The organism is Staphylococcus sp. NWU MKU2 (genome assembly GCF_033283605.1).
GTDB lineage: Bacteria > Bacillota > Bacilli > Staphylococcales > Staphylococcaceae > Staphylococcus > Staphylococcus haemolyticus.
Genome location: NZ_JAVSMH010000004.1, coordinates 198,843 through 217,637, shown reverse-complemented (window position 1 = coordinate 217,637; position 18,795 = coordinate 198,843). Strand labels below are relative to the sequence as shown.

At 34.3% G+C, this 18,795-nt stretch carries 17 protein-coding genes; 7 read left to right on the top strand and 10 right to left on the bottom strand.

Annotation, left to right across the window (positions count from 1 at the left end):
- Nucleotides 1-188: 188 nt before the first annotated feature.
- A complete protein-coding gene (locus SBL15_RS08505; RefSeq protein ID WP_317955749.1) occupies nt 189-1,652 on the bottom strand; it encodes a glutamate synthase subunit beta in 1,464 nt (487 codons plus the stop codon).
- Nucleotides 1,653-1,670: 18 nt separating this feature from the next.
- Nucleotides 1,671-6,191, bottom strand: coding sequence for a glutamate synthase large subunit (gene gltB / locus SBL15_RS08500; RefSeq protein ID WP_317955748.1), 4,521 nt, complete (start codon nt 6,189-6,191; stop codon nt 1,671-1,673).
- A 163-nt stretch (nt 6,192-6,354) separates the two neighbouring features.
- Between gltB and gltC the strand changes: the two genes are divergently transcribed.
- The 3 genes from gltC (at nt 6,355) to SBL15_RS08485 (ending at nt 9,274) form a co-directional block, all read left to right on the top strand.
- Nucleotides 6,355-7,242 carry a glutamate biosynthesis transcriptional regulator GltC gene (gene gltC / locus SBL15_RS08495; RefSeq protein ID WP_182703532.1) on the top strand — a complete coding sequence of 296 codons (888 nt, stop codon included), beginning with the start codon at nt 6,355-6,357 and terminating at the stop codon, nt 7,240-7,242.
- 119 nt (nt 7,243-7,361) lie between these two features.
- Nucleotides 7,362-8,483: a YibE/F family protein gene (locus SBL15_RS08490; RefSeq protein ID WP_107614330.1), complete on the top strand. Its 1,122-nt coding sequence runs from the start codon at nt 7,362-7,364 to the stop codon at nt 8,481-8,483.
- A complete protein-coding gene (locus SBL15_RS08485; RefSeq protein WP_011276792.1) occupies nt 8,480-9,274 on the top strand; it encodes a YibE/F family protein in 795 nt (264 codons plus the stop codon). Before SBL15_RS08490 ends, SBL15_RS08485 begins: the two co-directional genes overlap by 4 nt.
- A 111-nt stretch (nt 9,275-9,385) precedes the next feature.
- Here SBL15_RS08485 and SBL15_RS08480 read toward each other — a convergent pair whose 3' ends face one another.
- The gene (locus SBL15_RS08480; RefSeq protein WP_053041841.1) at nt 9,386-9,850 is read right to left on the bottom strand and encodes a GNAT family N-acetyltransferase; all 465 of its coding nucleotides are present in this window, start codon (nt 9,848-9,850) and stop codon (nt 9,386-9,388) included.
- Nucleotides 9,851-9,857: 7 nt separating this feature from the next.
- The gene (locus tag SBL15_RS08475) at nt 9,858-10,247 is read right to left on the bottom strand and encodes an NUDIX hydrolase (protein WP_011276794.1); all 390 of its coding nucleotides are present in this window, start codon (nt 10,245-10,247) and stop codon (nt 9,858-9,860) included.
- 128 nt (nt 10,248-10,375) lie between these two features.
- Between SBL15_RS08475 and SBL15_RS08470 the strand changes: the two genes are divergently transcribed.
- Nucleotides 10,376-10,654: a hypothetical protein gene (locus SBL15_RS08470; RefSeq protein ID WP_053016841.1), complete on the top strand. Its 279-nt coding sequence runs from the start codon at nt 10,376-10,378 to the stop codon at nt 10,652-10,654.
- A 63-nt stretch (nt 10,655-10,717) separates the two neighbouring features.
- Here SBL15_RS08470 and SBL15_RS08465 read toward each other — a convergent pair whose 3' ends face one another.
- The 3 genes from SBL15_RS08465 to SBL15_RS08455 form a co-directional block, all read right to left on the bottom strand.
- Nucleotides 10,718-11,707 (bottom strand): LysM peptidoglycan-binding domain-containing protein, encoded by a 990-nt coding sequence (locus tag SBL15_RS08465; protein WP_011276796.1) that lies wholly within the window; start codon nt 11,705-11,707, stop codon nt 10,718-10,720.
- Between the two features lie 439 nt (nt 11,708-12,146).
- Nucleotides 12,147-13,292 (bottom strand): bifunctional cystathionine gamma-lyase/homocysteine desulfhydrase, encoded by a 1,146-nt coding sequence (locus SBL15_RS08460; RefSeq protein ID WP_107612103.1) that lies wholly within the window; start codon nt 13,290-13,292, stop codon nt 12,147-12,149.
- Nucleotides 13,293-13,294: 2 nt separating this feature from the next.
- Entirely contained in the window at nt 13,295-14,191 is an 897-nt protein-coding gene (locus SBL15_RS08455) for a cysteine synthase family protein (protein ID WP_317955747.1), read from the bottom strand.
- A gap of 282 nt (nt 14,192-14,473) precedes the next feature.
- Between SBL15_RS08455 and SBL15_RS08450 the strand changes: the two genes are divergently transcribed.
- Together SBL15_RS08450 and SBL15_RS08445 are read left to right on the top strand one after the other, a co-directional pair.
- Nucleotides 14,474-15,004, top strand: coding sequence for a pentapeptide repeat-containing protein (locus SBL15_RS08450; protein ID WP_037538432.1), 531 nt, complete (start codon nt 14,474-14,476; stop codon nt 15,002-15,004).
- Nucleotides 15,005-15,125: 121 nt separating this feature from the next.
- Nucleotides 15,126-15,665: a hypothetical protein gene (locus SBL15_RS08445; protein ID WP_037538433.1), complete on the top strand. Its 540-nt coding sequence runs from the start codon at nt 15,126-15,128 to the stop codon at nt 15,663-15,665.
- A 52-nt stretch (nt 15,666-15,717) separates the two neighbouring features.
- On the opposite strand, the gene SBL15_RS08440 is transcribed toward SBL15_RS08445, so the two are convergent.
- Nucleotides 15,718-17,046 carry a sodium-dependent transporter gene (locus SBL15_RS08440; RefSeq protein WP_317955744.1) on the bottom strand — a complete coding sequence of 443 codons (1,329 nt, stop codon included), beginning with the start codon at nt 17,044-17,046 and terminating at the stop codon, nt 15,718-15,720.
- A gap of 150 nt (nt 17,047-17,196) precedes the next feature.
- Here SBL15_RS08440 and SBL15_RS08435 point away from each other — a divergent pair, with 150 nt between their 5' ends.
- Nucleotides 17,197-17,484: a hypothetical protein gene (locus SBL15_RS08435; RefSeq protein WP_107612101.1), complete on the top strand. Its 288-nt coding sequence runs from the start codon at nt 17,197-17,199 to the stop codon at nt 17,482-17,484.
- 271 nt (nt 17,485-17,755) lie between these two features.
- Here the strand turns inward: SBL15_RS08435 and SBL15_RS08430 are convergent, their stop codons facing one another.
- A complete protein-coding gene (locus tag SBL15_RS08430; protein ID WP_107612100.1) occupies nt 17,756-18,004 on the bottom strand; it encodes a hypothetical protein in 249 nt (82 codons plus the stop codon).
- A gap of 14 nt (nt 18,005-18,018) precedes the next feature.
- Nucleotides 18,019-18,750: an alpha/beta hydrolase gene (locus tag SBL15_RS08425; protein WP_053016849.1), complete on the bottom strand. Its 732-nt coding sequence runs from the start codon at nt 18,748-18,750 to the stop codon at nt 18,019-18,021.
- Between the last annotated feature and the right edge of the window lie 45 nt (nt 18,751-18,795).

The window sequence follows — 18,795 nt, the reverse complement described above, 5'->3', positions numbered from 1 at the left end:
TTCGAACCCCCGCGGCCCGTTAAGGCCCTGTCGGTTTTCAAGACCGATCCCTTCAGCCGGACTTGGGTATTCCTCCAATGAACACAATAAATATCATATACCACGGTTCATCGGAAGTCAATTACTTTTAAGTTTAAAATGTAAAATTATCCATTTTATTTTCATTACTATCTTATTTTTAAAGTAACTTACACGAATACCTTTTGTTTCAAGAATTTATCGACAGATTGAGCAACAGCACGTCCTTCTTTAATCGCCCAAACTACAAGACTTTGACCTCTTCTCGCATCCCCAGCGGCAAATATTTTTTCTTTATTAGTGCGATAATCTTTATCGTTGGCGATGATTTTATTTTGTTGTGTAGCAATATCAAAAGAGCTTGGTACTGTAGGTTCGGTACCTTCGAAGCCGATGGATAAAAGAACAAGATCTGCTGGCCAATGTCTTTCAGTACCATCTACGACAACCATTCCTTCTGGTGTTTCCTCTAAGATTTGTGTATATACACCACGCACATTACCAATATGATCAACATCATATCGCATAGTTTGAACACCATAAGCGCGAGGCTCTCTACCGAAACGTGCTTCATATTCTTTATGAGCATAATCCATTTTGAAAACAGGTAATGCAAGTGGCCACGACATATTACTTTCAAACGCAATTTCTTCAGGTGCTTTCGTATATTTGTTAAATTGCACAATTGACTTACAATTTTCACGTAAGGCAGTAGCAACACAATCCGCGCCAGTATCACCAGCACCTATGATGATTACATTTTTTCCTTTAGCCGTAATAGTTGGTTCGTCAATTTCACCATTTAGTAATTGAGTCTGCTCGGTTAAATAATCCATAGCAAAGTGAATACCTTGACCCATACGTCCTTCTAATGGCAAGTCACGTGCTTTTTGAGCTCCTGTACATAAGATAATAGCGTCATATGTCTGTTCTAATTCTTCGCGTGAGATATCCACACCAATGTTGGTATTCGTTTTAAATGTAATACCTGCTTCTGTCATCAGTGTAATACGGCGACGTACAACATCCTTATCTAATTTCATATTGGGAATTCCATACATTAATAAACCACCCGCTTCTGCGGCTCTTTCAAACACCGTCACTTGATAACCCATGTAATTGAGCTCTTCAGCTGCAGAGAGGCCTGCAGGACCACTCCCAACAATCGCTACAGATTGTTCCAACCGTTGCTTAGGATATTTAGGTTTAACCCAACCGTTATCATATGCTTCATCAATAATCGTGCGTTCTATCCCTTTAATTGCGACTGATTCACGATTAATCTTCATAACACAAGATTGTTCGCAAGGTGCAGGACAAACACGTCCTGTAAATTCAGGAAAATTATTTGTTTCACTTAAACGTTGATATGCAGCTTTGAAATCCTGGTGATAAACCAAATCATTCCACTCAGGAATATAATTACCAATAGGGCAACCAATGGTTTCTCTACCGAAAGGAAGACCTGTTTGACAGAATGGTGTCCCACAATCCATACATCGCGCGCCTTGAACAGACGCCTCATCACGTGAAAAACGTTGTTGAAACGCATCATGATGTTTTAGGCGTTCAACTAAAGACAGTTCAGATAATGATTGCTTTTCATATTTCATAAATCCTTTAAACTCACCCATAACAGACCTCTCCTTTCTTTAGTAAATAACTGCTGGCTGTAATTCTTGTTCAATTGTCGTACGTTCATCATAGAATGCTGCCAGTTTAGCATCATCAAGTTGTGGCAAACGACGACTTTGTAATTCAATTTTTTGCATCATTAGTTCATAATCTTTTGGAATCACTTTAATAACTTTGTCTGCCACATGTTCAAAATCATTTAAAATTGCCGCTGCTTTTGTACTTTGGGTATAACGATAATGTTCCTCTAACATTGTTTTAAGTAACGCTTTCTCCTCTTTGTGTGTCACTCTCTCAAAAGCCAGGGTTGGTAATTGGTTTTTACGTTTGAATAATTCGAGATTACTTGGAAATACGTAACAAACGCCTCCGCTCATACCTTGACCGAAGTTCTTACCTACATCTCCTAGATTGACTACATGTCCTCCAGTCATATATTCCAAACCATGATCACCGATACCTTCTACTACTACATCAACACCACTGTTTCTAATACAAAAACGTTCGCCAGCACTACCATTAATAAAGGCTTTACCTTTTGAAGCACCATAGAAACATACATTCCCAGCAATAATTTCACGTTCGCGTTGTTTATTTGGTGCCTTAATCACAATAGTACCACCTGATAACCCTTTACCAACGTAATCATTTGCATCACCTGTATGTTGGACTAACAATCCTGATGGTGCGAATGCCGCTAAACTTTGTCCAGCATGACCATGTGTTTTAGCTACAATTGTCCCCTCTGGTAACCCTTTAATACCGTGACACTGAGTAATGTAACTTCCTGTGATAACACCTACATCTCGTTGTTCATTATTAATCACATAATTCCCTTTAAATAATTTTCCATCCTTAATACTCTGTTTAGCATCTTTATATAGATAATTTAAATCGAAACCTATATCTAAATGATGATTTTGATTAATTTCTTTTGAGTTAGGGCCATCAACTGAATCCAATAACTTCTCAACATCTAGTGTTGCTGCTTTGGATTGTTCATCAATTCGACTTGAGCGTTGTAACAAGTCGGTACGTCCAACCAATTCTTCAACTGTTCGTAGTCCTAACGATGCTAAGACCTCTCTTAACTCTTCAGCAATGAAATGCATAAAGTTAACAACGTGGTCAGCTTTACCTCTAAATAACGCTCTTAAATCTTTGTTCTGAGTCGCGATACCTACTGGACATGTATCGTTATGACAAACGCGCATCATGATACACCCTAAAACAACTAATGGTGCAGTCGCGAATCCAAATTCTTCGGCACCTAGTGCACATGCTAATGCAACATCTCTACCTGTCATCAACTTACCATCTGTTTCTAAACGAACACGACTACGTAAATCATTTAATTTCAATGTTTGATGCGTTTCAGCTAAACCAAGTTCCCAAGGTAAACCGGCGTGTTGAATACTCGTCTTAGGAGATGCGCCTGTACCACCGTCATATCCACTCACGACGATTTTATCTGCAAATGCTTTAGCGACACCCGATGCAATGGTTCCGATACCTGTTTTCGAAACTAATTTAACTGCTACATCAGCGCTTCTGTTTGCATTCTTTAAGTCATGAATTAATTGTCCTAAGTCTTCAATTGAGTAAATATCGTGATGTGGTGGAGGCGAAATCAATCCTATACCTGGCGTTGAACCTCGTGTCTCAGCAATCCAAGGATACACTTTTGTGCCCGGTAACTGTCCTCCTTCTCCTGGCTTAGCACCTTGAGCAACTTTAATTTGTAACTCTTTTGCATGTTGTAAATAATTACTAGTTACACCAAAACGACCAGAAGCCACTTGCTTGATAGCACTTGATAACACACTACCGTCTTCTTGGATTTCATAGCGTTTAGGATTTTCTCCACCTTCGCCACTATTACTTTTACCACCTAGTTTATTCATAGCTTGTGCTAGTGTTTGATGTGCTTCTTCGGAAATAGAACCATAGCTCATTGCCCCCGTATTAAAACGTTTAACAATGGTCTCTATTGACTCAACCTCACTAATATGAATCGGCTGCTGTGCTTTAAATTCTAATAAATCACGTAGATGATCATTTCTTTGTTCATGTACAGCATTAGAAAAAGATTTAAACTGTTTATAATCATTCTCACGACATGCATGTTGTAACAAATGAATTGTTGTAGGATTAAACACATGATGTTGACCTTGTTGTCGCCATTGGAAGACACTTCCTGAATCTAGGTACTCATTATGTCTTTGTTGACGCATTTTATTTTCAGCATCAATTTGTTGAATGCTTAGCCCTGATAACTTAGACTGCGTTCCAGTGAAATAGTCATCAATTACTTCTTGAGATAGACCAACCGCTTCAAAGATTTGAGCCCCTTGATAACTTTGAACAGTAGAGATACCCATCTTCGCCATTACTTTAATAACGCCCTCTGATAGCACACGTGTATAAGTTTCAACGTTGTCGGAAACGGCGCCTTCTAAACGATGTGTTTCAGTTAAATGCGCAATAGTATGCTGAGCTAGATATGGAATAACAGCATTTGCACCATAGCCTAATAAGCATGCTACATGATGAACTTCACGCGTTTCTCCAGATAGTGCCACTAAGCTAGTATCCATACGTAGACCTTCTCTGATTAATAACTGATGAATATGACTGATAGCTAATAATATTGGCATAGCGTAGCGTTGTTCTTTCACTTTACTTTCATCATCATTATCAATAAGTTCACTATCATCAAGAACTAATATAGTATGACCATCTCGAGTAGCTTGTATCGCCGCTTCACCCAGTCTTTCCAATGCCTCTTTAAGGTTATCTTGATATAGTGTAGTTAAGTGTTTCACGTTAAACTTACTCTGTTTAATCTTATCTAATTGCGTTAAAGTTAGGACGGGTTTTGCCAGTTGAATACGGTCTAATACTGTTTCATCAGGATGGAACAAATTACCTTCTCCACCTAAATAAGATAACTCACTTGTTACTATCTTTTCGCGATAAGCATCAATAGGTGGGTTAGTTACCTGTGCAAATAATTGTTTAAAGTAATTAAATAGGGTCTCTGGTCTTTCATTTAATACCGCAAGTGGCGCATCGTAACCCATAGCACCAATTGGATCTTTCTTTCCTATCACTAATTCAGACATATATTTATAGATATCTTCTTTCGTATATCCAAATTGACGCTGCAACTTAAATAATGTCTCATTGTTTAATAAAGGTTGATGATACGTTTGGGCTTCTAAGTTTAGGTCCACTTTGTAGCTTTCCAACCATTCTTTGTAAGGATATTGATTGGCAATTCGAGCTTTCAATTCATTATTTTCAACCACTTTATGAGACTCAAAGTCTACAAGTAATAACTTCCCGGGATTGAGCTGTCCCTTATAAGCAACATTGGCTTCAGGTACATCTACTACACCCACTTCAGATGAGAAAACAATAAAATTATCTTTTGTAATTGTGTAACGACCTGGTCGTAATCCATTTCGGTCAGTTAATGCACCAATTTTATCTCCGTTACAGAACGAAATCATCGTTGGTCCATCCCATGGTTCCATTAAATAGCTATAAAACTCATAGAACGCACGAACATTGGCATCATTTTCTTTGTTGTATAACCATGGTTCAGGTATAAGCAACATCGCTGCTTCTTCGGGTTCCATCGCTAATGATAAAAATTCTAACGCATTATCTACAATCGCTGAATCACTACCATCTTCATCAACAATGTTTTGTATTTTAGTATGTTCTTCGCCAAATAATGTTTGAATTAATTGTCTTTGCCGTGCTCTCATCCAATTCACATTACCTTTAATCGTATTAATTTCTCCATTATGCATTAATAATCGGTTTGGATGCGCACGCTTCCAACTCGGGAACGTATTCGTACTAAACCTTGAATGAACAAGTCCTAGTTTCGATTGATAGTCTTCGTGATTTAAATCTAGATATAGTTTCTTAATTTGATCTGAGCGTAACCAACCTTTATAAACAATTGTCTTATGCGATAAACTTGTGAAATAAAGCCCTAAATCTTGTCGTTCTGCATATTGCTCTATTTGTTTTCTCGCTATATACAATGGTTTAACCGGTGTTTCAATAGATCTAATATCAATAAACACTTGTTGAATGTGTGGCATCGTAGACGCAACATGAGGTGCCACTGCATTAACATCGACAGGCACATCACGATAGCCAATTACCTTTAAACCTTCACTTTGAAAGTAGTCATTGAATTGCGTTTCATGTTTCGTACCTTGAATCTTTTCATTAGAGAAAAAAAGACCTACCGCATAATCTCCCTCGTTAGGTAAGTCTAAATTGACATGTGCTTTAAAAAATTGAAATGGTATTTCGGTCATAATACCTGCACCATCACCTGTTATCCCATCTGCGCCAACACCACCACGATGATCAAGACGACGTAACATTTCAAGTGATTTTTCGATGATATCGTGTGACCTTAAATTATTCATGTTTGCGTAAAACCCAATACCGCATGCATCATGTTCCTCACGGTAATCGTATAATCCTCTTTTTAATCTTTCATCAAACATGATGCCCACTCCTTTTGAGAATTTTCAGAAAATTTACTGTTAATAATAATTAATATAATGTAAAATATTTATCTGAACAATATATTAATTAGATGACTTTATTCTAATAATTAGAACAATTAATACTAATAGGTAAATTTGAAAAGTTGGAAGGGGCATGTATATGGAAATTAAACAATTAAAATATTTTGTAGAAGTAGCACGTAGAGAACACATCTCTGAAGCAGCACTTGAGTTGAACATAGCCCAATCTGCAATAAGTCGGCAAATTACATTATTAGAACAAGAATTGCAAGTAACGTTATTCAATAGACAAGGGAGAAATATTCATTTAACCTCTCATGGTAAAGCTCTACTCAATCAAGCTACTCAAATTTTAGAGCAATTAGATGAAACGGTAGCGTTATTTCAACAAACAAATCATAAAAATGCACACGTTCTGAATATTGGTTTTGAGGAAAGCTATATCTCTCAAATGATTACTGCGATCATCCAAGCATTTGAACGACAATATGATAGCATCATCGTTCCTCATATTATGTCATCATCTGATATTTCCGAGGCACTTTATACTGGCAAAATAGATATTGGCCTAGTTGAAATTAACGCAGAACTTCAGAAGAATACTAATCTATCATTGAAACCATTATTTGAGGAAACATATCATATTTATGTACCTAAAGATGACGTCATTGCTTTATCGATTAATCCTCCGCTAACACAATTTGCCAAAACACAGCTATTCACTTTAAAACCTTTGGCATCGACAATTGAAAGTCGTTTACAGCACACTTTAAAGCTGCCAGTTAATATAGTTGGTTCTAAATCTTTAGCGAATTATTTACTTAAACATCAACGTGGTTATGTTATCTTGCCAGATTATTTATCTTTAGATAATGATAAAGGTGAATTATGTGATATTTCGTTAGGCCATACAGAATTAAAGCGATCATTTTGCGTCGTCTTTAAAAAGGATAATAAAAAAGTTGATATACTTAATTTATCGAATTTAATACATCAACTTTTAAGCAAAGTATCTACATACCACTAATGTTATAAAGAGATATTCGATAATTAAATGGATACTATTTGAATAATGATGCTGAGGGGCGTATAATCACTCTGACTTAATTAAGAGTAGAATTTGATTTATAAATGAGGGGTAAATTAATGAATGCACAAAAACGCAACAATTCTAGTCATCGCGTGATGAATCGCATCATTGTTATAATTGGTGTACTTATTATCGGTGCTTTTATCTTTACGTTTTTCAATGCTAGTTTCTACAATACACCTATCGGTAAAGTTACTCATGTAGAAACAAGTAACGCTCAAAAGGTTGTTGATGAGCAACATAATACAGATTTTAAATACAAACAGCATTTAACAATAAAGATATTAAATGGAAAATTTAAAGGTGAATCAACTACGATAGACAATACATATGTTAAATCTCAAGCAGATTCAGAGCACTTTAGCAAAAATAACAAGGTGCTAATGCATATTCAAAATAGTCCTAAAGATGCAACTATCTTAGAGAAAAAACGCGATAGCTTAACTGTAGCAATCGCAGGTATATTCATTATGTCTCTCTTACTAGTAGGACGTAATGTAGGCTTACAATCTATTCTGTCACTCATCTTTAACACTGGTGCTATCTTGATAGCTATTGCAATTCATGATAAACATCCATCTACTAATCTATTCATTTTGATGAGTGTGGCAATCATTTTCTCCACCATTGTCACGTTATTGCTCGTCACTGGTTGGCACATGCGCACTTGGATTACAACAGTCGGTACGTTATTAGGCACATTTTTATGTATTGGTATCACTCAAATTATTATTCAGTTAACCAATGGTGCTGGTATTAAATATGAAACAATGAGTTTTTTAACGCTGCCACCTAAAGATATATTTTTAGCTTCTGTACTTATAGGATCATTAGGTGCAGTGATGGATGTTGCTATTACAATATCAAGCGGTATGTATGAAATATTACAACGTACGCCTAACATTTCTTTATCACGTTGGACTTTAGCAGGTCGTAATATAGGACAGGATATTATGGGTACAATGACGAACATTTTACTTTTCTCTTACTTATCAGGAAGTCTACCGATGTTCTTGATTTATTTAAAAAATGCTAACACATTTACGTATACGATTTCGATGAACTGGTCTTTAGAAATTGCTCGTGCTTTAACTGGTGGTATTGGTATCGTTCTAACGATTCCAATTACAATTAGTTTGATGGTTATGTGGATGAAATGGAAGGGTGTGACAAGATGAATGCAGTCGTCCTACTAGCACTAATTTTATTAATTTTAATGCTCATTTTTGGCGGTAAAAAAGGCTTAATCTCATACTTAACATTATTTTTAAATTTTATTATCTTGCTAATTAGTATTGTGTTCATCTTATTTGGAACACCTATTTACCTAGTTTCACTAGTTTTTTGCATTGTCATTGCCGCATGTAACTTATTTATTTTAAATAGTTATAACATTAAGACCAAAGCAGCTTTTATTGCTACAATAATTACTACCATTCTCTTAATAGTTGGTATTTATCTATCAATAAGTATCGGTCACTTACAAGGCTTTACTACGGAACAACAAGACGAAACATATATTTTTTCAATGAATATCGGTATTGATATGGTTCAATTCTCAGTATTTACAGTCATTTTAGCAGTAATTGCAGCAGTCATCGACTTAACCATAACTATAAGTTCTCCAATGTATGAACTTAATGAAACTAACCCCACCCTTTCACGTAAGGCATTGTTCCAATCAGGCATGCGTGTAGGTAGAGAAATTCTAGCAACTTCTGCCAATACCATATATTTAGCTTATTTTGGTGGTCAATTGACATTATTCTTTTGGTTTTTCCAATTACATTATTCTTTCGGACATATCATTAACTCAAAAATATTTGCCCAAGAATTTATTTCAATCTTACTAGGTGGAATTGCCGTAGCGATTAGTATCCCGATTACGGCATGGATTACAGCTTTATTAATTAAACACCCTAAATTTAATCAAAAGCATTCTGAAATTTCTTCGCAATCTACGGATTAAAATTTAAAAATTTAACTTATAAAAAATAATAACCGGGACACAGTTCTCTCAAAAATAGCCAGTAAATGAGTCTTGATAAATTCATTCACTGGCTTGTTTATTTATAAGCATCTATATTTTAAAATTCATAACGTAAACTGGTCGCCCTTCTAAAATTGCATCTCCAGTAATAGAATATTGGGCTTGTTTATATAATCCGATGGCTTTGTCGTTGTCAGTATTCACAGTTAATATTATTTCATTAATGTAAGGAAATGTTGACTTTATATAGCTTGGTAGTTGTTGAATCACTGCTTTTCCAAGACCTTGACCACGATATCGTGCATCCACACTAAATGAACGGAAAAATATAGCTTTATTATTGTCACTATATGGTTTAACACCCTGACCTTCATGTAAAGTAAAGAAGCCCACACATTGATTATCTCTCATAACAAGAGTCGGGTGACGCTCGTCGTCTCCTTTAGCTAAATCAATATTATGGATAGGTGTCCGAGTGAATTTTCTATCTTCTGGTAATATTTCAAATACATCTAATAACGGGTAATCTTGAATTGAATATGGTCGAATTTCCATTATACCCCTACTTTCTCTCTGAAAATGTTTCAATCCACTTTATAACAGCGGGTGCTATTAACGTTGTATCAGATTTATCGAACCAACGTATATCAGTAATTTCATTATCAATTTCAACGTTATTCCAGTCAATTTCTTGTTGAAGTTTAAATCCATTTAGTTCTGTTAGCATGTTCGTTTGCGGGTATGCATCGCCTATGACCGTTCCAATATATGTGAAATCCTCTTGTGGAAACTCTAATTGTAGTTCCTCTTTTACTTCCCTTTGTATCGCTTCTAATTGCGTTTCACCTTCATCAATTTTACCACCCGGGAAATAATACTTCTCTCTATTTCTTACTTGTACTAATAAGATTTGGTTCTCTGTTTCCTCCACTAAACAAACACACTTTATCATATGATCACACCTTTTTAACGAAATGTTTTGTACTTCAAAAATATATGTTATTTTAGTATGATGTTAACATATAATAATATACTAAATGATTATTTGATGACATTTAGATATTTCGGAGGGTATTATTCATGGCAAAAAAATCAAAATTAACGCGCGTTTCAAATTTAGTTAGTACAGCAGGCTTTATCGTAGATGGTTATAACGGTATTAAATTCGACGCGAAAAATAAAAATCTAGTTTATTTATCTTTAGGCCTAAGCACTGTAGGCACACTTTTAGATTTCGTAGTATCAATGAGATCTCCTTACAAATTCCGTAAGCTAACATCATTCGTATCATTCATTATTAATGTTACACGTTTAGCTTCAAGCTTTAGAAAAGTTAAAGAAGACTATAATTTCCAATAATATAAAAAAAGCTAATCAAAAGAAGTAAAGTATACTTCCTTTTGATTAGCTTTTTTTGATAAATTAATGAATAAATTTATAATTGCGTACTTGATAAGCAGGGATTGTACGATATGTTAAAATACCTGGACTCGCACTAAAGTTCATTTCTGAAACTAAAATACTACCATTGCTATTAACACGTTCTACAAATGCTACATGACCATAATAACCGGCATCTGATTGTGCAATTGAACCTACTGTTGGGTTACCATCAATACGATACCCATCTCTAGCTGCAGCATTATCCCAGTTATTAGCATTCCACCAATAAGTACTAATACCTTTTCCAATAGCAGCACGACGATTAAACACATGCCATGTACATTGTCCCCAATCATATAAATTTCTATGATTAAATACTGGTGATGAATAATACGTTGATTGTGCTGAACGCGTTGAGTAAGTGTTTGAAGAAGCTGAACCACTAACTCTTAATTTTTGACCAGGATAAATAAAGAAATTATTTAATCCATTTAATCTCATAATATGTTGATATGTTGTACCATATCGGCTAGCAATAGATGACAGTGAATCCCCATAACGTACTGTATAAGTACTTGATGAACCACCACTATTTGAATTATAACTTGAGTGTGAATTTGAACTTACAGACCCAGATACTTTTAATTGTTGACCAGGGAAAATTAAAAAGCTATTTAATCCATTTAAATTCATAATATGACGATATGTTGTACCATATCGACTAGCGATAGATGATAAACTATCCCCTGCTCTAACAGTATATGTACTACTTGAATTACCGTAATTTGAACGACTTGAATAATTAGAAGATCCTGAAACTTTTAATACTTGGTTTGGAAAAATAAGATTTGATGATAAGCCATTTAATGATTTTAATTTAGATACAGTGATACCATAATGGTGTGAAATAGACCATAAAGATTCACCACTTCGAACTGTGTGCGTTGTTGATGCTTCAGCTTGATGAGCAAATAATGTACTAAGTGCTCCTGTCCCTAATACTGCTGTTGCTAGAATTTTTTTATTCATACAAAGCGCCTCCTTAATCTTATGCTTGTTCATTGGGTTACTCACCACTTACTTCTAGTTGTACTAGACACTTATCTGTATTAAATCTTTATTACATACTTCTTTCTTTTATCCGTTCAAGTAGTGTACTTATACTAAATTAATACAATTTAGCATGATATTCCATTTCAATTTGATTACATATCTATGAATTTTTTGTACACTACTTTTAATTTTTAAATAATATGCATAGAAATATAATTTACTTTTCATAAGTGTATAACACATTCTCAACTATTGAGATTTAACTTTTATTAAAAATTAAGAGGGTGGAACAAAATTGATTGTCCCACCCCCATATGGCTGATTCTAACTGAGAAAAGATATCTTCTATCCTCAGTCAGTTAATTCTAACTATAATGTAGAATTAAAATATTATTTTTGTCTTAACTCATTTGATTTAGTTCAAAGTATCAATGGCTTGTTTTAAGTCTTCAACTAAATCATCTGTATCTTCAATACCGATTGATAAACGTACGAGTCCATCAGTGATACCTTCTTTAGCACGGACATCAGCAGGGATAGATGCATGTGTCATTAAAGCAGGTACTGAAATTAAACTTTCAACTGCACCTAAACTTTCAGCTAATGTGAAGTAGTTTGTTTCACGAATAAGTTGTTTTGCTGCTTCTGTATCTTTTACTTCAAAAGCAACCACGCCTGTATGACCGCTAGCTTGAGAAGCATGAATATCATGATTTAAATGGTCTTTAATACTTGGATGGAATACTTGTTGAACTGATGGATGGTTTTGTAACATTTCAACAATAGCTTCAACATTACGATTAATTTGTTCCATACGTAATCCTAATGTTTTAATACCACGAACTAATAAATAACTATCTTGTGGTCCAAGAACACCACCTGTAGAATTTGAAATAAAGGCTAAACGTTCACCAAGTTCGTCATCTGCAGTAGCAACTAAGCCAGCTACTACATCACTGTGGCCACCAATATATTTAGTAGCTGAGTGTAATACAATATCAATGCCGAAATCTAATGGATTTTGATAGTAAGGTGTCATAAATGTATTATCTACTACTGAAATTAAATTATTTTCTTTTGCAATTTCTGCTGTACGTTTAATATCTGTTACACGTAATAATGGATTTGATGGTGTTTCTACATATAACATTTTAGTTTCTGGTCTAATATAGTCTTTGACATTTTCAATATGAGTTGTATCTACGAAATCAACATCGATGCCATAACGTGTAAATACTTTAGTTAAGGCACGATAAGTTCCACCATACACATCAGAATTTAAAATAAGATGATCACCTTTATCTAACAACATGATGACTGCACTGATAGCCGCCATACCTGAGCCAAAAGCAAAACCATGTTTACCATTTTCTAAATTAGCAATAACACTCTCAATCGCTGTACGTGTTGGGTTAGCTGTACGAGAGTACTCGTATCCTTGTCTTAAGTCACCAATCTCGTCTTGTAAATACGTACTTGTTTGGTAAATAGGTGTCGTAACTGCACCTATAAAGTCATCTGTTGTATGTCCACCATGAATCATTTGTGTTTTTTTCTTCATCATTATTCTCCTTTGTATTCAAATATTTTTTTCGACATATAACGATCGCTTCCATCTGGAAAAATGGTTACAATAACGCCCTTATCGATTTGATTTTTAATGTCTAAAGCACCTTGTAAAGCAGCGCCTGATGAGCTACCTACTAATAATCCTTCTTGTTGTGCTAAACGTTTAACATTGTCAAAGCCATCTTTATCACTTACTGTAATAATTTGATCTACTAAACTTCGTTCCAAAAAGATGGGCCATTTTTCTGAACCAATACCTTCAATATCATGTGAATGTGCTTCGCCACCATTTAATATTGAGCCTTCTGGTTCAACAATCACATTCTTTACATTATATTGTTTAAGATGTTGTGCAACGCCTGTAAACGTACCTCCTGAACCCACGCCAGCAACGAAGTAGTCTATGTTTGGCAAAGTATCAGTCAGTTGCTTACCTAACGTATGCGTATATGCCGCTGGATTATGTTCCGTTTCAAATTGGTTCATATATACTGCCCCGTATTCTTTGGCGTAGCTTCTTGCTTTAGTTTGCGCACCAATCATGCCTTCATCTTTAGGCGTACGTTTAATATCTGCGCCTAATGCACGCATAATTGATATTTTTTCTTCAGAAAAGCCCTCTGGCGCAAAAATAACACATTTTAAATGATACCGATTAGCAGCAATTATAAGTCCTATTCCAGTATTTCCTGCTGTAGCTTCAACAATCGTGTCCCCCGAAGAAACTCGACCTTCATTTATGGCTGTTTCAACAAGGTATTTACCTAGTCTATCTTTCACACTACCACCTGGATTGAATTGCTCTAATTTAGCATAAATCTGAACGTTCTCATCGCTAAAACTTTCCAGTAATACGAGTGGTGTTTGTCCTATTAAGTCAAATGCAATCATATTAATTATCTAAAGCGCTCTTACTCGCTTTGACTCAACCTACCTTCTGTTTATAGTATTCATCAATCCCAAATTTTGTTTGTAATCCTTACTCAATCACTATGAATTATACGATAATCTTTAGATTTATGCAAAACTGCGAATTTTAAACTTTTCCATGTAATGATACATGTATATAAGAACTCAATAACTATCGTTCAACTTAATACTCGTGTTACGATAATATCGATGCAAACGCAATAATTGATTATACGTATTAATAATACTTAAAGGAGAATCGTAATGACATCAAAAGCCGATTTATCTCTATCTGTGTTTACTAATGAACACTATAAAAGCAAAAAATATACCAATAGTACCTTTAGAAACGCTATGTACGACGATTTAGAAATTAATAAGAGTTATTTTAAAAACTGTGACTTTTCTGAGGGCATATTTAAAAATGTTCATACCGTGTCTAACACTAAATTAATTAATTGTGACTTTAGCAGTAGTATTTTTGTAAACATTAATTTCTTTAAAACGTTAATGAGTAAAGTAAACTACAGTGTAACTACATTCGATGATAGTCAATTCAACGCACTAACTATAGAACAGAGTTCCTTCAAAGACTGTAGCTTACGCAACGTCACTTTCAACGATGTTGTTTTAAAGAAAGTCGTGTTTGAAAATGTCGCATTAGATTTATGTAACCTAGACAATGTTAAAATTAAAGATTGTGTTTTTAAAAATGTTTCAATCAACAATTCAGCAATTTCTGAGAAAGTGATGAAAGAATTACGCAAACAAGACGTTCGTTTTGAAAACATGTAATCCTACTGTTTCCACATTTATATCATTTCCAACTTATCCCTTTTTAATATAAAAAATGATATGTTTTAGATGTAGTGTTAAAAGGAATAAAGAATTAAAGTATCTTAAGGGGGAATGATTGATGTCTACACATGAAAATGATCACTATGAAGCGTTTGAATCGAGTCAACTTAACCGTGAAGATTTAATGGATTTAAGCGAGTTAAGACAACAAGTTGATGCATTTAAAACAAATAATAATGATTCAGAATTAAAAGAACATATTGCTTCAGAATTAATTAAGTGGAAAGAGTATGTACGAGATCAATATAGACCAGAAGATCCAGCTGAACAGTCAAGATTGTCTAATATTGCTGATAAAGTTCAAGGTGATATAGATTCAGCTTTTGAATATAATGATGGCTCAAAAATATTTGCTTTTTTAGAGGCTTCTTATCAAAGAAGTAAGGAAGATTTAGTGTATGGTCGTACGTTAATCCTTTTTTCTGAAAAAGATACAATAAAAAGAGCACTTTCATTCTTTGACTCTGATGAGGAAAACCATAAACTTGCTGACTTTATTGTTTCTAAAAATATTGAAATTGGTAAAGAAATCATGTCTGAAGATTATTTAGAGTTATTAGAAATTGAACGAGATTATATAAATGCTCGTTTCAAGTAGTAAAAAAGGTTAGCCACATATGTGTGACTAACCTTTTTATATTGTATAATCTTTAGAATAATTGAACGATAAACACGAGTATAATAACGACTGGCATAACGAATTTAATTAAAAAATACCATGGCGCAAAGAATTTAAACTTGTCGCGACCGAAACTTTCTTTTAAAGCTTCTTTATCTAATAATTGCCCTACTACTAATGTTGTCCCAAGTGCCCCTAAAGGCATTAAAATATTTGAAACTATGAAATCCATATTATCAAAAATAGTTCCCGCACCAAATTTAACAGCACTTAAACTGCTAAATGATAGCGTAGCTGGAATACTAATAATTAATACCAATATACTTGCGATTAATGCTACAGATTTACGCTTAGAATTATCATTTTTAGTGAAATTAGATACGTTTAATTCTAATAGCGAAATAGAAGAAGTTAATGCAGCAAATAAGAATAGGATTAAGAATATGAAATAAAACATAACGCCAAAGCCCATTTGACTAAATACTAATGGTAAAACTTTGAATAATAGCCCTGGCCCCTCCTGAGGTTCATATCCAAACGTTTTTAAAGCTGGGAATATGGCTAAACCAGCTAATACAGATACTAAAATATTCATAATGACTATTGAAATTGCTGATGACTTTATTGTCATTTCTTTTGGCGCATAACTTGCATAAGTAATCATCCCAGTTGTTCCCAATGATAACGTAAAGAATGACTGACCTAACGCAAATAGAATACCTTCCATTGAAATATCTTCTAGACGTGGCTGCAGAATATAACGCACGCCGTCTATCGCGCCGTCTAAAGTTAAAGATTTGACTACCACGATAATTAAAAAGATAAATAATAGCGGCATCATTACTTTAGAAGCTTTCTCTAGCCCTTTTTCAACGCCTATCATGACGATAATCATTGTTAAAAAGATAAAAATCCCCTGACCAAGAACCGTTAGCCACGGATTACTGATAATTGCTTCAAAATTAATGTTTGTTAGTGTCGTTTTCTCAATGGATAACATTTGTAAAATGACATTACCAATATATATAATGATCCATCCACCTATAACACTATAAAATCCGAATAATATAAATACTGCTAAATTACCATTCCACCCAATAATATTTAGCCATTTCTTACCAGTTAACTTGCTATATATTTGAGTAGTGTAAGTACGTCCCATCTTACCTACTGTAAATTCCATAATTAATAGCGGTAACCCTACAAATATAGTAAATATCAAGAATAAAAGTAAAAAAGCCCCACCACCATAAATGCCTGCCATGTACGGAAACTTCCACATTGCTCCTAGTCCTATTGCCGATCCCGCACTGGCTAAAATAAATCCAGTTGATGTCTTCCATTGTGACTCTTTGCTCAATTCATCCACTCCCTTTAACGCGTTAAAGCGTTTATGCACTTAAGTAATACTTTAACACGTCTTGCTTATAAGTGCAATATACATAGATTTTTTATTTTTTTATCTTTATAGTAAAATTTAACTAATAGTGATGGCCTAAGGGGGAATATAATGAGTTTACTTCATGAAAGAATTAAAGCTAATTATTGGAAAGGCGTAGAAGCTGTAGGGGGCGATATTGTATTTATGGATGATGGATTTAGATTTACTCCTCACTCATTTAACATTCAAGCTGATTCAGTCTTCGTACCTTATCAACATATTCAAGAAATTTCGAAAGTTAATACTTTATTCGTTGTCCCAAATGGTGTCAAAATAATTGATAAGGACAAAAATGTTCATAAAATAGTTGTTAATCAACGAGGAAAAATCATTGAATTTCTAAACGAAATGAAGTGATGCGTATTGCGCATGATGATATTCATTGTCTTATACTTAGTTAAACTAAATTATCTATAGGAGTACAATATTTAAATTTATAGATCAAGTCGTTGTACATTTTGTAGCATAAAAAAGAGCCTGGGACAGAAATAAATGTTCAGGCTAAAATTACATATTGGCAGTAGTTGACTGAATTAAAAATGCATTCGTAACAAGCTTTTTAATTCTAGTCAACATTGCCTGGCAGGCAAGGCCCCCTCTATTTACATTAGTCACACTAATAATTAAATTAATCATTAAAATCGTACATTACGTTTTGTCCCTCAGTAACTTCTTGAATACTCAAACTTTCAATATGATCAACATTGATATAATGAGATTGTTGGCCATCTTTTAAAAATAAATAAGCAAGTTCATCAAATTCATCAATAAGACGTTGAATACATGCATCTTTATCAGGACCATTTTGAAAAGTTTTAAATTCAGTATAATTTTTTCCAGATGTTGTTATATAAGTTAGTAAAAATGTACGTTTCATCACATTCGCTCCACTCAATTAGTCATGAAAAATTCTGCAATTTGTGTTTCTACTTTATCACTGCCTTCACCATGCGTCATGAGATGCTTGCATAAAGGATGACTTGTTAAATCTTTATCTTCACTATTAATGTGCTCATAAATATAATGTGCACTATCTTGATAAGATTGTTCATCTTTTTCTCCATAAAGAATTCTCGCTGGTGTCTTGATATCGCCTAAATGAGCAGTAATATTGGAAATGAAATCTTTGAATACACGAACACTTGGGCGATAGTCTTCTATATGATTAAACTGTGCCTGTGAAGCATCACTATCTAAATTCATTAACTCATTCATACGCTGACCATAGCGTTCCATACGCCATACTATACCAGCTTCTTCTTTTTCACTTGGTGCTGACATAACCGCAATTTTCGCTACGTCTACCGTTTCAGCCAATTTCAATGTGAATAATCCGCCCAATGATACCCCTGTTGCATAAATGGTTTCATACCCTTCATCTTTCAAGTATTGATAACCATTTAAGACATCATTCCACCAATCGTGAACAGTATATTGCGTAAACTGATCTAGTGGTAATCCATGTCCTTTATAATTAGGTGCGTAACATGTATAACCCTCTTGATTAAGTTTTTGTGCTAAGGGTTTCACATCACGAATCGTTCCAGTAAATGAATGAAGCAATAAGACCGCTTCTTTACGTGTCCCCTTTAAATTAATTGGGCGTGGTGATTTTACTTTCATTCTTACTCTCTCCTTATTCTAAAATTAGTATATTCTAATACTGCG

What these genes read in the sequence shown, in the direction of transcription:
- SBL15_RS08455 (WP_317955747.1), bottom strand. Translation starts at nt 14,191, where the DNA reads ATGATTGCATTTGACTTAATAGGACAAACACCACTCGTATTACTGGAA.
- SBL15_RS08450 (WP_037538432.1), top strand. Translation starts at nt 14,474, where the DNA reads ATGACATCAAAAGCCGATTTATCTCTATCTGTGTTTACTAATGAACAC.
- SBL15_RS08435 (WP_107612101.1), top strand. Translation starts at nt 17,197, where the DNA reads ATGAGTTTACTTCATGAAAGAATTAAAGCTAATTATTGGAAAGGCGTA.
- SBL15_RS08485 (WP_011276792.1), top strand. Translation starts at nt 8,480, where the DNA reads ATGAATGCAGTCGTCCTACTAGCACTAATTTTATTAATTTTAATGCTC.
- SBL15_RS08505 (WP_317955749.1), bottom strand. Translation starts at nt 1,652, where the DNA reads ATGGGTGAGTTTAAAGGATTTATGAAATATGAAAAGCAATCATTATCT.
- SBL15_RS08490 (WP_107614330.1), top strand. Translation starts at nt 7,362, where the DNA reads ATGAATGCACAAAAACGCAACAATTCTAGTCATCGCGTGATGAATCGC.
- gltC (WP_182703532.1), top strand. Translation starts at nt 6,355, where the DNA reads ATGGAAATTAAACAATTAAAATATTTTGTAGAAGTAGCACGTAGAGAA.
- SBL15_RS08430 (WP_107612100.1), bottom strand. Translation starts at nt 18,004, where the DNA reads ATGAAACGTACATTTTTACTAACTTATATAACAACATCTGGAAAAAAT.
- gltB (WP_317955748.1), bottom strand. Translation starts at nt 6,191, where the DNA reads ATGTTTGATGAAAGATTAAAAAGAGGATTATACGATTACCGTGAGGAA.
- SBL15_RS08465 (WP_011276796.1), bottom strand. Translation starts at nt 11,707, where the DNA reads ATGAATAAAAAAATTCTAGCAACAGCAGTATTAGGGACAGGAGCACTT.
- SBL15_RS08425 (WP_053016849.1), bottom strand. Translation starts at nt 18,750, where the DNA reads ATGAAAGTAAAATCACCACGCCCAATTAATTTAAAGGGGACACGTAAA.
- SBL15_RS08470 (WP_053016841.1), top strand. Translation starts at nt 10,376, where the DNA reads ATGGCAAAAAAATCAAAATTAACGCGCGTTTCAAATTTAGTTAGTACA.
- SBL15_RS08475 (WP_011276794.1), bottom strand. Translation starts at nt 10,247, where the DNA reads ATGATAAAGTGTGTTTGTTTAGTGGAGGAAACAGAGAACCAAATCTTA.
- SBL15_RS08460 (WP_107612103.1), bottom strand. Translation starts at nt 13,292, where the DNA reads ATGAAGAAAAAAACACAAATGATTCATGGTGGACATACAACAGATGAC.
- SBL15_RS08480 (WP_053041841.1), bottom strand. Translation starts at nt 9,850, where the DNA reads ATGGAAATTCGACCATATTCAATTCAAGATTACCCGTTATTAGATGTA.
- SBL15_RS08445 (WP_037538433.1), top strand. Translation starts at nt 15,126, where the DNA reads ATGTCTACACATGAAAATGATCACTATGAAGCGTTTGAATCGAGTCAA.